The sequence below is a fragment of the Bradyrhizobium sp. SZCCHNS3002 genome, assembly GCF_032377435.1.
GTDB lineage: Bacteria > Pseudomonadota > Alphaproteobacteria > Rhizobiales > Xanthobacteraceae > Bradyrhizobium.
Window position 1 is genome coordinate 1 of sequence record NZ_JAUHHY010000012.1, and the last position, 13,318, is coordinate 13,318.

The following is a 13,318-nucleotide window of genomic DNA, read 5'->3' on the forward strand; positions in this document are numbered from 1 at the left end:
GAAGGCCGGACCTCGACTGAGGCCCGTGGCCCGCCTGCGAAAAAAATGCAGGCGGCAGGTACCACAGGTCAGCCGGACGACCCGGCCCTCCCTGCGCGATGGGCTTACGATTTATACGCAGTCTCCCCGGTGTCCGGGCTTGTTAGCCACCGTCGTCAGCGCGATGCCTGAGGCATCCATCGCCGGCTTGACGCCAGCATCGGGGCGCCAGGACGCTGCGATTTCATCGTCCTGCCGGACTCGTTCGTCCACGCGCATAGAGCACGCTGCGATCCGACAGGCCACCGCTCCCCGCCTCGCGTATCGTGACGATCGCGCGTAACGCCCCTTGGGTGAGGCGGGATGGGCGGAAGCATCGTCCTGATTTGCCCGACGACACAAGCTGATCGGCCTGCGGCAGATTGGCTCGACGGGCAGTTTGCGCATGGCAGATCAGCGATTCTGCTGATCCGAAGCTCGGAAGAGCCGGAACCGGAGCCGCGGCTGGCGCGTTGCCGACAACATCAACACGCGTTGCGTCAACCGATTTTCGACTGAAGCCCCTGCTGCGGACAGTTCTGCATGAAGGATTTTTCAGACGCTGCGTTTTCGCCTGATGTCATCGTGCTGATGACGCAGGCCCTCGACAGTGCCATCGCCGCGCTGCCCGAGCCGGTGAGCTCGACCCATGTCACCCTGCTTGCCGAATCGGTGCTGCGTGCCGCCAAGACCGGAGAGCGGGATCCTGCCGCGATGCAACGACTGGCGCTGCTCGAATTGCAGATCATGCCGCGCGTGTAGCGCGCATCGCGCTACCCAGCCGCCATCCGATATCCGCGACGACCTCCACAGTCGTTGTGCGCTGCATCGCACCCATTCGTAATTGACAAACCAATTCGTCAATGTCTAACTCGCTGCCACCGCCGACAGAGCGGGGCAAACGGGGAGGATCTTCATGCGACGGCAGTGGCTCGCCTGCGCGTTTCTGGCAACGACGACATTCATTTCGACCCACGCCTCGGCCCAGGTGTCCGACGACGTGGTGCGGATCGGCGTGCTCACCGATCTCTCGAGCTGGGGGCGCGACAACAGCGGGCCGGGCTCGGTCGAGGCGGCGAAGATGGCGGTCGAGGAATTCGGGCCCACCGTGCTGGGCAAGCCGATCGAGATCATCAGCGCCGATCACCAGATGAAGACCGACGTCGGCACCACGGTCGTGCGCGACTGGTTCGACAACGGCAAGGTCGACGCCGTCGTGGACATCCCCAACTCCGGCATCGCGATTGCCGTGCACAACATGGTGCGCGAGCGCAACAAGATCGCGCTGCTGTCCGGTCCGGGCGCGAGCTCGCTCACCGACGAGCTGTGCAGCCCGAACACCGTGCATTTCACCTACGACACCTATGCGCTGTCGAAGGTGACGACCTCGGCCGTGATCGGCCAGGGCGGCAAGTCCTGGTACTTCATCACCGCGGACTATGCCTTCGGCCAGCAACTGGAGAAGGACGCGACGCGCTTCATCAAGGAGCTCGGCGGCACCATCCTGGGCGGCGTCAAGCATCCGACCAACACCGCCGATTTCTCCTCGTTCGCGCTGCAGGCGCAGAGCTCGAAGGCCGACGTCGTCGCCTTCGCCAATGCCGGCCAAGACACCGACAACGCCATCAAGCAGTCCGGCGAGTTCGGCCTGGTCAAGGGCGGCCAGAAGCTGGTCGGGCTGTTGATGTTCGACACCGACGTGCATGCGATCGGGCTCGAGGCGGCGCAAGGCACCTACATGACGACGGCGTCGTACTGGAACATGGACGATGCCACCCGCGCCTGGTCGAAGAAGTTCTACGCCCGCGCCAAGGTGATGCCGACGATGATCCAGACCGGCGTCTATGGCTCGGTGCTGCACTATCTCAAGGCGATCAAGGCGGCCGGTACAGACGATCCCAAGGCTGTCATGGCGAAGATGCGCGAGCTGCCGATCGAGGATACCTTCGTTCACGGCGGCAAGCTTCGCGAGGATGGTCGCGTCATCCGCGACATGTATCTCGCCCGCGTCAAGAAGCCGTCGGAGTCGAAGGAGCCGTGGGACTACCTGGAGATCGTCAAGACCGTAAAGGGCGAGGATGCGTTCCGGCCGGTCTCCGAATCCAAGTGCCCGCTGCTGAAGAAGTAGGAGCGCGCGCATGAGCGGAGCAGATCACCAGGCCGGCGAAACCCATGATTGCGACGTGCTGGTGGTCGGCTCGGGCTGCGCCGGGCTGTCGGCGGCGGTCACCGCCGCCCAGGCCGGGCTGAAGGTCGTCGTCACCGAGAAGGAGCCGCGCTTCGGCGGCACCACGGCGCGCTCCGGCGGCTGGCTGTGGATTCCGGGCACGTCGCTGGCCAAGGCCTGGGGCATCGACGAACCGCCCGAGCTGGCGCGCAGCTATCTGCGCCACGAGGCCGGCAACAGCTACGATGCAGCGCGGGTCGACGCGTTCCTGAGCAAGGGCCCGGAGGCGGTCGACTTCTTCACCAGCAAGACCGCGCTGAAGTTCGACATGCCGCTGACCTTTCCGGACTATCACGCCGAGGCACCGGGCGGCACGCAAGGCGGCCGCTCGATGGTCACGCGGCCGTTCGACGGTCGCGAACTCGGCGACCACATCAAGGATCTCGGCCAGCCGCTGCCCGAGCTCACCGTGTTCGGCATGATGCTCGGCTCCGGCAAGGAGATCATCCATTTCATGCGCGCGACCAAGTCGCTGGCGTCAGCGTTCTACGTCGCCAAGCGGCTGTCGAAGCATGCGCTGGACGTGCTGCGCCACGGCCGCGGCATGACCTTGACCAACGGCAATGCGCTGGCGGGGCGGCTGGCGAAGTCGGCATTCGATCTCGGGATTCCGCTCTGGCTGTCGTCGCCGGTGGCCGAGCTGATCCGCGACGGCGAGGCCGTGCGCGGCGCCGTGGTGATGCGCCAGGGCCGACGTATCCGCGTCAATGCGCGGCTCGGCGTGGTGCTGGCCTGCGGCGGCTTCCCGCATGACGTCGACAGGCGCAAGGCGATGTTTCCGCATGCGCCGACCGGACAGGAGCATGTGTCGCCCGGCCCTGTCGGCAACACCGGCGACGGCCTGCGGCTCGCGGAAGCCGTCGGCGGCCGGGTCGAGGATGGCCTGCCGCATGCGGCGGCCTGGGTGCCGGTCTCCGTCACCACGCGCAAGGACGGCAGCAAGGGCGTGATGCCGCACTTCATCGACCGCGCCAAGCCGGGCGTGATCGCGGTGACCGCGGATGGCGTGCGCTTCGCCAATGAAGGCAACTCCTACCACGACTTCGTGCAGGCGATGGTCAAGGCGGCCAAGCCGGGACGCGAGATCGCGGCCTGGCTGATCACCGACCACCGCTCCTTGCGCCGCTATGGCCTCGGCTGCGTGCCGCCGTTCCCGATGCCGCTCGGGCATCATCTGAGCACCGGCTATCTCAAGCGCGGCGCGACGCTGGCCGAACTCGCGAGCACGACGGGCATCGATCCGCGGGGGCTCGAAGCAACCGTGGCCGCGTTCAACGCCGATGCCGCGCTGGGCCAGGATCCCACGTTCGGCAAGGGCTCGCGCGCCTACAACCGCTATCAGGGCGACGCGCTGCATGGGCCGAACCCGTGCGTGGCGCCGATCAAGGACGGGCCGTTCTACGCGATCAAGATGGTGATCGGCGATCTCGGCACCTATGCCGGCATCCGCACCGACGAGCATGCCCGCGCGCTCGACGCCCAGGGCCAGCCGATCGAGGGGCTGTATGCCGCCGGCAACGACATGGCGAGCATCATGGGCGGCAACTATCCGGGTGCCGGCATCACGCTGGGACCGGCGCTGACCTTCGGCTACATTGCCGGCCGGCACCTCGCGGAACGCGCGGGCCAAAGGAGCGCCGCATGAGCGACCATCAGATGTTGGCCGGAAAGCTGGCGCTGGTCACCGGCGCCGCCAACGGCAATGGCCGTGCGATTGCGCTGGGACTCGCGGGCCGCGGCGCCGATGTCGTGATCACCGACATCGACATGGAGGGTGCGGAGCGCTGCGCCGCCGAGATCCGCGGCCATGGCCGCAAGGCGTGGGCCTACAAGCTCGATGTCACTGACGCCGCAGGCTGCGCGGCATTGGCCGCGCAGCTACGCGCCGAGGTCGGACCGATTTCCATTCTCATCAACAATGCCGGCATCATCATCCGAGAGAATATCGACTCGCCGCGGGCCGCGCAGAACTGGCAGCGGGTGATCGACGTCAATCTCAACGGCGTGTTCAACGTCACCTACGCGTTTCTCGCCGCGTTGCGCGCGACGCGCGGCACGATCGTCAACATCGCTTCCGTCGCCTCCTTCATCGGCATCAGCAACACGCTCGGCTACTCGCCCTCCAAGGGCGGCGTGAAGTCGCTGACCCAGGCGCTGGCGCGCGAGCTCGCCGCCGACGGCATCCGCGTCAACGCCATCGCGCCCGGCGTGATCGCCACCGCGATGACGGAGACGACCCGCAACGATCCGGAGCGGCTCGCCGGCTTCATGAGCCGCACGCCGCTCGGCCGCGTCGGCCAGCCGGAGGAGCTCGCCGGCCCAGTGGCGTTCCTGGTCTCGGACATGGCGTCCTACGTCAACGGCGTGACCCTGCCGGTCGACGGCGGCTTCCTGGCGGTGTAGGCACGGCGCCGAACCAGGGGCACAACAAGACATGGGACGAGAGAGCCGCGGCATCCAATCGATCGAGGTCGGCGGCACCTTGCTGCAGGCGCTGGCGCGCAGCGGCGAGCCGATGATGCTGCGCGACCTCGCGCGCGAGGCCGGGCTGCCGCCGGCCAAGGCGCATCCCTATCTCGTCAGCTTCTCGCGCATCGGTTTGATCGAGCAGGACGAAACCACCGGACGCTACGAGATCGGCCCGCTCGCGCTCGAGCTCGGCCTGATCAGCCTGCGGCGGCTGTCGGCGGTGCGGATCGCCACTCCGAAGATCGCGGCGCTCGCCGGCGCCATCGATCACGCGGTCTCGCTCGCGGTGTGGGGCACCAATGGCCCCACCGTGGTGCGGCTGGAGGAGCCGAGCCATCCGGTGCACATCGTGATGCGCGTCGGCTCGATCATGGCGCTCTTGGAAACCGCGACCGGCCGCGCCTTCGCGGCGTTCCTGCCGCCGAAGACGGTGAAGGCCGCGCTCGACGCCGGCCTCGACCGTCTCGGTGTCGGCTACAATCCGAAGCGCGCACTGAGGAGCCCGAAAGTGGCGGAGATGCTGGCCGAGGTGCGCGCGCAGGGACTGGCGCGCGCCGTCGGCGATCCCCTGCCTGGCGTCAATGCCTTCGCCGCGCCGGTGTTCGATCACGCCGGTCATGTCGCGCTGGTCATCACCGCGATGGGACCAGCCGGCACCTTCGATGCCGGCTGGCAATCGCCGCTCGCCAACCGCCTGCGCGCCTGCGCGGCCGAGATCTCCAAGCAGCTCGGCCACGGCATCGCGCAGCCGTGAGCCTCAGGCCGCGACCGAGCGCTTCTCCGGCCACGGCTCGGCCCACGCCGGCAGCCGCATCAGCCCGTCGAGCCAGCGCACGATGTTCGGAAACGCCTCCATCGGCATCTCGGCCTCGCGCCAGTCGGTCGCCATCGAAGCGGCCGCGAAATCGGCAATGGTGAGCCGGTCGCACGCGATGTGGCTGCGCGCCCGCAGATGCGCATCGAGCACGGCGGCGAACGTCTTCAGGTTCGGCACCTTCGCGACCAGCGCGGCACGGTCCGGCGCACCGATCCCGAACGTCTTCTTCACGATGTGCTCGAAATAGAACGGCCCGACCGCGGGCGCCCAGTGGCAATCGGTCCACGCCAGCCAGCGCAGCACCTCGATCTGCTCCTGCGGATCGCGCGCCGGCCACATGTCGCAGCTCTCGCGGATGCAGAGGTGCGCCATGATGGCGGTCGACTCCCACAGCACGGTCTCGCCATCGACCAGCACCGGCGCCTTCATGTTGGGATTGAGCGCGGCATAATCCGGCGTCTTCATTTGGCCGGTGATGTCGATGAACTCGGCCGGGACGCCGAGATGCTTCACCAGCGCCAGCACGCGGCGCGGCGCCTGAGCCTTGATCCAGTAGATCTTCATGACGGGTCTCCATCTCATGTGCCTCGAAGACGAACGTAGCAGCACCGGATCGACAGTGACCGAGCAATAATTCAGCGGCGGTTCCGCTGACTCGTACGGTTCCCGTAGCCGTCACATCGCGCGCACCGCCGCCCGTGCGGTGAGAATGCAACCCGGCAGGAACGTGCCCTCCAGTGACCGCTTGCCCGACGCGCCGCCGCCGCCGAAACCGGCGGCTTCGCCGACCGCGTAGAGGCCGCCGATCGGCGCGCCCGTGGTGTCGAGGACCCGACTCTGCAGATCGGTCTTGAGGCCGCCGAGGCTCTTGCGGGTGATGAGTTGCATATGAATGGCGATGTAAGGCCCGGCGCCCGGCGCCTGCAGCGGCGCAGGCTTGCAGGTGCGGAGCTTGTCGGGCCCCCATTGCCGCGCGTGCAGGATGCGGCGCAACTGGTCGTCGTTGTGGAGCTTGTCGCCATTCCCAAAGTTCGCGTCGAAGGCGTCGGCGGTGGCCTGGAGCACCTCCGGCTTCACGTCGCCGGTGCCGGTCAGCGCATTCATTTTGGCGGCGAGGCCAGCCAGCGTCTCGTCGACCAGGAAATGCCGGCTCTCGCGCTGCATCTGCCTTACCAGGCGATGATTGCCGAGCAGCGTCTCCTTGAGGAACATCGGCATCTGCCGGTCGCGGATGCGCGGATTGTGCTCGGCGCCGGAGATGGCGAATTCCTTGGCGGCGATGCGCCAGTTCAACAGATGCCACGTATACGGCTTCTCCTGCGCCGCGACGCGCTGGCACAGATCATGGGTGTCGAAGCCGGTCACCAGCGGCTCGGGCCCGATCCGCTCGCCGCGATGGTCGAGCCACAGCGCCGATTTGCACGGCACCAGCGACAGGCCGTGGCCGTCGAAATGCGGAAACGGATGCGGGATGCCGGCGGCGTAGTTCCACATCTCGCCGGCATGCGTGATCTCAGCGCCCAGCGCCTCGGCCGCAAGGTGATGCAACTTGCCGTCGGAGAACGGATGCGCGCCATTGAGCATCGCCGCCGGCAGCGGCCGGCTCTTCAGCCAATTGGCGCGGGCCTCCTGGTGGCTGCCATTGAGGCCGCCCATCGCCAGCACTGTCAACGGGGCCGCGATGCGGATCTCGGCGCCGGTCTCCTCGTTGACGGCAACGACGCCCGCCACGGCGCCGCCGGCGCGATCGAGGCCGACGACGCAATGGCGGTGCAGAACCGTCAGTCTGCCGCCACGATCGGCCGCGCGCATCGCCGCGATCATCACGCGCGTCAGCCGCTGCGAGGTGCCCCAGACGATGTGATAGCGCGGCAGCGCATTGCCGTCACCCTGCCGGCCGCGCTCGACCCAGTTCACGGCCGGCATGAAGTTCACGCCATGCGACAGCAGCCAATCGTAGACCTCGGCGCGCGAATGCTCGACGTAATAGCGCGCCCATTGCAGCGGCCAGTGCTCGGCCGCGTCGAGCTCGCCGAACCTGATCCAGTCGCGCAGCGCGATCTCCGGCGTATCCGGGATCTTCATCCGGGCCTGCAACGGCGTGCCGACCAGCGCCATGCCGCCGAATGCCCACAACGCCAGCCCGCCGAACCGCTCCGGCGTGTCCCGGTCCACGATGGTCACCGATTTGCCGGCGCGCAGTGCCTCCAGCGCGGTGACGATGCCGGCGAGACCGCCGCCGGCGATGACGAGGTCGGATTGCAGCGTCGCGCTCATGTCACGGCGCGATCTTGCGCTTGAGCATCCGCGCCACCGGCAGCGGGACGCGGTCGAGCGATCCCAGGAGATGCGGCAGGAGCTTCAGCTTGAGGCCGGTCAGCGCCGGCGGCACCATCGCCTCGATCAGATGCGGCCCCGGCCGTGCCAGCGCCCCCTGCAACGCGCTGGTGAGTTCGTCCGGCGTGGTGACGCGTGTCGATCGCACGCCCATGCCGTCGGCGATCTGCGCGAATTTCAGGACCGGCCCGTGCAAATCGAGCTGCGCCCGCGCCTTCGGTCCGATCTCCTCGGCGCCGACCCGCTCCAGCTCGACATTGAGCACGGAGTAGGAGGCGTTGTTGAAGATGATGGCGGTGACGTTGAGCCGCTCGCGCGCGATCGTCCACAGCGACTGGATCGTGTACATCGAGCTGCCGTCGCCGATCAGCGCGATTACCGGCCGGTCCGGACAGGCGATCGCCGCGCCGATCGCGTTCGGCAACCCCTGCCCGATGGCGCCGCCGGTCAAGGTGATCAGATCGTGGCGCGGCGCGCCCGCGGTGAACTTCGACAGCATCAGGCCGGAGCTGATGGCCTCGTCGATGATGATGGCGTTCTCGGGCAGGAGATGACCCACGGCCTTGCAGACCTTTTCCGCGGTGAGCTTCTTGCCGCGCGGACGCCCGGGCCGCGAGGCCGGTGACAATGCCGGCGTGGCGCTGTTGGCCTCCAGCGCGGCCGCAAGCTTGACCAGGCTGCCCGCGGCGCATTGCGCCGGCGTCGACAAGGTCAGCACCTTGCAGCCGTCATGCGGCAGATAGCTCTTCTTGCCGGGATAGGCGAAGAACGACACCGGCGCCTTGGCGTCGACCAGGATCAGCGTGTCGATCTCCTTGAGCTGGATCTGCGCCATCTCGGCGAGATAGGCGATGCGCTCAACGGCCGGCAGGCCCGCTCCCCGCTGCATGCGCGTCGGAAAGGTCTCGGCGTAGACTTTCACGCCGCAGGCCGCCGCGATGCGCGCGGCCGCCAGCAGCGACTCCTCGTGCAGCGCGGTGCCACCGAGCAGAAAAGCGCTGCGGCCGCCCGCCCTGATCGCCTCGGCGACCGCCTGCACGGTCGCATCGTCGGCGGCCGCCGGCGGCTCGATCACCGGCGCCGGCTCGGCGACGCCGCCCTCCCCCCAGGACACGTCGGCCGGCAGGATCAGCGTCGCAACCTGTCCGGGCCAGGAGCACGCCGCCTTCACGGCCGCCACCGCGTCGCGGCACAATTCCGACGTCACCTGCGAGGTCCAGACGAATTCCGGCGAGACGTTGCGCGCGACGGTCTCGATGTCGGACTGGAGCTGCGCGTCATACGGGACATGGTAGGTGGCGTGGTCGCCGACGATGTTCACGACGGGCACCTTGCCCTTGCGCGCATTGTGCAGATTGGCGAGGCCGTTGCCGAGGCCGCAGCCGAGATGCAGCAGCGTTGCCGCGGGCGTGCCGGTCATGCGGGCGTAGCCGTCCGCCGCGCCGGTCGCCACGCCTTCGAACAGGCACAGCACGGCGCGCATCTCCGGCGCGGAATCCAGCGCCGCGACGAAATGCATCTCCGAGGTGCCGGGATTGGTGAAGCAGACCCGAATGCCGGAATTGACCAGGGTCCGTATCAGAGCTTGCGCACCGTTGGGCATGAGAAGAGCCTGTTGCCGGGAGACTGCCGCAGCGCGGGGCGACTTGGCCAACCCCGCCATGGCATTTCCCCTGTTTGTATTTGCGCCATTTTGGAATTGACGGTCTCAGAAATCCAATGAATTGTTATGGCTGGATCAATGATTTCGGCTCATCGATGTACACCCCCACCCTGCGCCAGCTGCAGCAGTTGGTCTACCTCGCGGAAGAGCGGCATTTCGCCCGGGCGGCCCAGCGCGCCCACGTCACGCAGTCGGCGCTGAGCCGCAGCTTGCAGACCTTGGAGGACGCCGCCGGGATGCGGCTGTTCGACCGCAGCTCGCGCTCGGTGGAGATCACCCCGGTCGGCGAACGGCTGGTGGCACGGGCCCGGTCGCTGTTGTCTGGCGCCGACGATCTCGGCCGCGAGATGCGCCTGCTCCGCTCGGGAGATGCCGGCGAGGTGACGGTGGGCGTCGGCGCCTTCACCGGGCTGACGCTTCTGCCGGATGCCATGGCGCGGCTGTATTCGGAGCACCCGTCCGTGCGCATCATCGTGGTGCAGGACAATTGGCGCGCCCTGATGGAGGTGCTGCAGCAAGGCAAGCTCGATTTCTTCCTCGCGCACATCACCGACATCCGCGCCGACGACAGCCTCGACATCGAGCCGCTCGGCGGCCTTCCGGGATACTTCTACTGTCGGGCGGATCATCCGTTGGCGCGCCGACGGGAGCTTTCGGCGCGCGAGCTCGCCGGCCAGCACTTCGCCTCCGTTGCGCTGCCGCCGGAATTCGGCAGGCGCCTGGAAGCGCTCATCGCTGCGCCGGAGGGCCGCGGCTTCGACGTCGCGCTCGAATCCGAGAACGCGAGCCTGCTGGTGCAAATGGCCATTCGCTCCGACATCGTGCTCGTCGCGGGCGACGCCGTTCTCACCCACGAGCTGGCCTCCGGTCAGTTGATCCGCCTCAACGTGGCCGAGCTGAAAGAGCCGCGCGCATCGGATCTGCTGATGGCGCAGTTCGGCATCCTGCGGCTGAAGGGGCGGACCCCGTCGCCCGCAGCGATGATGTTGATGGACCTGGTGCGCGCGCAGGCCGAGCGAACGCTGATCGCGCCACGCCGGCCTCCGGCCCCCCGCGCCGCGCGTGACACGAAGCGGTCGCCGGCCACGACACGCAAGAAACCGAGTGGACTCCGGCGAGGCCGATCGCATCACGTCGGCAGAAGCAAAGCCTGACTGATCGCCGTCCTGCCATCGCTAGGTGGCGGCGCTGCGAGACAGCTCATGCAAGAGCAGCACGGCTTCCTTGCCTCGTGCTTCCGGCACGAACAGATGATCGTGGTGAAACGCCGAGACCGCGTTGACGCTGATGCCGGCGGCCGCGAGCTTCGTCGTCACCGCGGCAAGGAAACCCACCGCATCAAGCGCTGATAGCACCGAGAGCGTGATCAGGCGCGAGGCGAACCGGCAGGGCAACCCTGCCCGCTCTGCTTCCTCGCGCCGCACGATGAGCGTGATCGCTTCGCGCTCCCGGAACAGCATGAGGGGCGTCAGCCCGGCCGGGATGTCCTGATGCGTGTCGACAGTGCAGAACACGAACACGCCGTCCTGCAGCTCGGGAGCCATCGTGCGCAGCAGCGTATCGAGGTTGCGTTCACCCGCCATGGATCCTCGTCAATTCGTCGCCAGGCGCTCGCGCCCATGCGGCGCGGTGAAATCCTGCCGCGGCCCGACCGGGACGATGCCGGTCGGATTGATGGTGCGATGGCTCTCGTAATAGTGCCGCTTGATGTGCTCGAAATTCACTGTCGCAGCGATTCCCGGCCATTGGTAGAGATCGCGCGTGTAGGCTGCGAGATGCGGATAGTCGGCGATGCGGCGGATGTTGCACTTGAAGTGGCCGACATAGACGGCATCGAAGCGGATCAGGGTCGTGAACAGCCGGATGTCGGCCTCGGTCAAGGTGTTGCCGAGCAGGAAGCGGCGCGCCGACAGCCGCTCCTCCAGCCAGTCGAGCGTGGCGAACAGCGGACCGATCGCCTCCTCATACGCCCCTTGCGTGGTCGCGAAGCCGCATTTGTAGACGCCGTTGTTCAGCGTGTCGTAGACGCGCGCATTGATGGCGTCGATCTCGTCACGCTGGGCTTGCGGATAATAGTCACCTTGCCTGGCGCCGACGCCGTCGAACGCCGAGTTCAGCATGCGAATGATCTCGGACGACTCGTTGTTGACGATGGTGCGCTTCTGCTTGTCCCACAGTACGGGCACGGTGACGCGGCCGGAATAATGCGGCTCTGCGGCGGTGTAGATCTGGTGCAGAAGGCCGGCGTGATTGACGCTGTCGGCCACGACGCCCGGACCCTCGGCAAAGGTCCAGCCCTGCTCGCGCATCAGCCAGTGCACGACCGATACCGAAATCATGTCATCGAGCCCCTTCAGGGCACGCATGATCAGGGTGCGGTGAGCCCACGGGCAGGCCAGGCTGACATAGAGATGATAGCGGCCCGCTTCGGCCGCGAAGCCGCCGGTGCCGGACGGGCCCGGACGGCCGTCAGCCGTGACGAAGCTGCGGAATGCAGAATCCTTGCGGATGAAACGGCCGCCGGACGCCACCGTGTCGTACCAGACGTCGTGCCATTCGCCGTCGACCAGCACTCCCATGACGCTCTCCTCTCACGCCGTGACCTGCGCGGGGGCGCAGCAATGTGCCGCCCTCTTGCCTTGGCCCTTACGTGACAGGAGTACACGTCACCCCGCCTCTGCGCCAGCAGAGAGCCCACGCTTCGACGAGACGGCTCCGCCGCGCGACACGCGGTCACGACTGGAACGGGATGGTGCGGCCCGGCTGCGCCGCCTGTTCCCGCGTATAGGAGACGCCGTGCACCTTCACGCCTGCGGCATTCAACAGCGTGATGATGCCGCCCCGGTTCGACAGCGCGACCGGCGCGACGATGGGCACCACCAAGGTGGCGCCGCGCGCGATCGTGCCGCTGAGCTGCATGGCGTTCTTCTGCTTGTCCTTGATCTGCCAGCCGGTGAGATCTACGTCGACATCGGCGGTGTTCAGCAGCGTGACCGTCTCGTGCTCCGGCGTGCGCACGTCGTTGACATAGGCCGCGATGATCCGCACCAGCCCGTCGGGCACGTCGAGCGGCGGAATGTGGTCGCGGTCGGGCGGCGTATGCGGCGCGTTCGGGTGATCGGGATCGGGCGGCAGGATGACCCCGCCGCTGACATCGTCCGAATGCCAGGCCTGGGTCTGGAACTTCAGGAAGATGGCGACCCATTGCTGCTGGTCGGGAAACTCGAAGATCAGTCCACCGTCCTGCCAGGGACCGTTGTCCCCGGCGTATTTGCCGGCCGGATTGCCCTGGTTGAAATGGATATCGTGGATACCGCGGCCGGGCTTGAAGCCGAAATAGCGGTCGGCCTTCTCCTCCGGTCCCCATGCGACGCCGAAGGCATAAATGAGAGCCGTCTCGTCGGACATGGCGCGCTGAACGTAGGCGTCGATTTTCTCGTTGAGATCGTTGTCGGGGCCCGCGGCCGACAGCGGCAGCGGCTTGAGCTCCCACGGCTGCATCAGATTGCCCCGGATGAAATCGAGCGCCACGCCGCCGGGCTTGCTCTCCAATGGATGCAGCCCCTCCGAAAACGCCTTCAGGCCGTCGACGATCGGATGTTCGAAGCGCGAGCGGACCAGGAACTCGACCTCGCTGCCGTCCTGGGAACGGACATTGATGGCGATGCGATAGAGCTCACCGTCGGCGGAGACCTGCACCTGATAGTGCGGACTGCTTCCCGACGCCAGACGATTGTTGATGGGCCGACCCTTGAGAAGCGAATAGTCGTTCAATGGCATGGTCGTC

General features: G+C 67.2%; 12 protein-coding genes. 6 read left to right on the forward strand and 6 right to left on the reverse strand.

The window, feature by feature from the left end; all coding sequences use genetic code 11:
* Positions 1–561: 561 nt before the first annotated feature.
* From QW845_RS23900 to QW845_RS23920, 5 genes are all read left to right on the forward strand, one after another.
* Positions 562–780 carry a hypothetical protein gene (locus tag QW845_RS23900; RefSeq protein WP_315803983.1) on the forward strand — a complete coding sequence of 73 codons (219 nt, stop codon included), beginning with the start codon at positions 562–564 and terminating at the stop codon, positions 778–780.
* 154 nt (positions 781–934) lie between these two features.
* Positions 935–2,146 (forward strand): ABC transporter substrate-binding protein, encoded by a 1,212-nt coding sequence (locus QW845_RS23905; protein WP_315803984.1) that lies wholly within the window; start codon positions 935–937, stop codon positions 2,144–2,146.
* A 10-nt stretch (positions 2,147–2,156) separates the two neighbouring features.
* Positions 2,157–3,890 (forward strand): FAD-dependent oxidoreductase, encoded by a 1,734-nt coding sequence (locus tag QW845_RS23910; protein ID WP_315803985.1) that lies wholly within the window; start codon positions 2,157–2,159, stop codon positions 3,888–3,890.
* The gene (locus QW845_RS23915; RefSeq protein ID WP_315803986.1) at positions 3,887–4,648 is read left to right on the forward strand and encodes a glucose 1-dehydrogenase; all 762 of its coding nucleotides are present in this window, start codon (positions 3,887–3,889) and stop codon (positions 4,646–4,648) included. The genes QW845_RS23910 and QW845_RS23915 overlap by 4 nt, the downstream gene beginning before the upstream one ends.
* Positions 4,649–4,679: 31 nt before the next feature.
* Entirely contained in the window at positions 4,680–5,468 is a 789-nt protein-coding gene (locus QW845_RS23920; RefSeq protein ID WP_315803987.1) for an IclR family transcriptional regulator, read from the forward strand.
* 3 nt (positions 5,469–5,471) lie between these two features.
* Here the strand turns inward: QW845_RS23920 and QW845_RS23925 are convergent, their stop codons facing one another.
* The 3 genes from QW845_RS23925 to QW845_RS23935 form a co-directional block, all read right to left on the reverse strand.
* Entirely contained in the window at positions 5,472–6,095 is a 624-nt protein-coding gene (locus QW845_RS23925; protein WP_315803988.1) for a glutathione S-transferase family protein, read from the reverse strand.
* A 111-nt stretch (positions 6,096–6,206) separates the two neighbouring features.
* Positions 6,207–7,808 (reverse strand): FAD-binding protein, encoded by a 1,602-nt coding sequence (locus QW845_RS23930; RefSeq protein ID WP_315803989.1) that lies wholly within the window; start codon positions 7,806–7,808, stop codon positions 6,207–6,209.
* 1 nt (position 7,809) lies between these two features.
* On the reverse strand, positions 7,810–9,471 hold the full coding sequence (locus QW845_RS23935; RefSeq protein ID WP_315803990.1) for an acetolactate synthase large subunit: 1,662 nt from the start codon (positions 9,469–9,471) through the stop codon (positions 7,810–7,812).
* Between the two features lie 155 nt (positions 9,472–9,626).
* Here QW845_RS23935 and QW845_RS23940 point away from each other — a divergent pair, with 155 nt between their 5' ends.
* A complete protein-coding gene (locus QW845_RS23940) occupies positions 9,627–10,685 on the forward strand; it encodes a LysR family transcriptional regulator (RefSeq protein WP_315803991.1) in 1,059 nt (352 codons plus the stop codon).
* A 21-nt stretch (positions 10,686–10,706) separates the two neighbouring features.
* Here the strand turns inward: QW845_RS23940 and QW845_RS23945 are convergent, their stop codons facing one another.
* The 3 genes from QW845_RS23945 to QW845_RS23955 all read right to left on the reverse strand — a co-directional run bounded on the left by QW845_RS23945 (position 10,707) and on the right by QW845_RS23955 (position 13,311).
* Complete coding sequence (locus QW845_RS23945) at positions 10,707–11,114, reverse strand: ACT domain-containing protein (RefSeq protein WP_315803992.1); 408 nt, start codon at positions 11,112–11,114, stop codon at positions 10,707–10,709.
* A gap of 9 nt (positions 11,115–11,123) precedes the next feature.
* The gene (locus QW845_RS23950) at positions 11,124–12,110 is read right to left on the reverse strand and encodes a glutathione S-transferase family protein (protein WP_315803993.1); all 987 of its coding nucleotides are present in this window, start codon (positions 12,108–12,110) and stop codon (positions 11,124–11,126) included.
* Positions 12,111–12,264: 154 nt separating this feature from the next.
* A complete protein-coding gene (locus QW845_RS23955) occupies positions 12,265–13,311 on the reverse strand; it encodes a DUF2278 family protein (RefSeq protein ID WP_315803994.1) in 1,047 nt (348 codons plus the stop codon).
* Between the last annotated feature and the right edge of the window lie 7 nt (positions 13,312–13,318).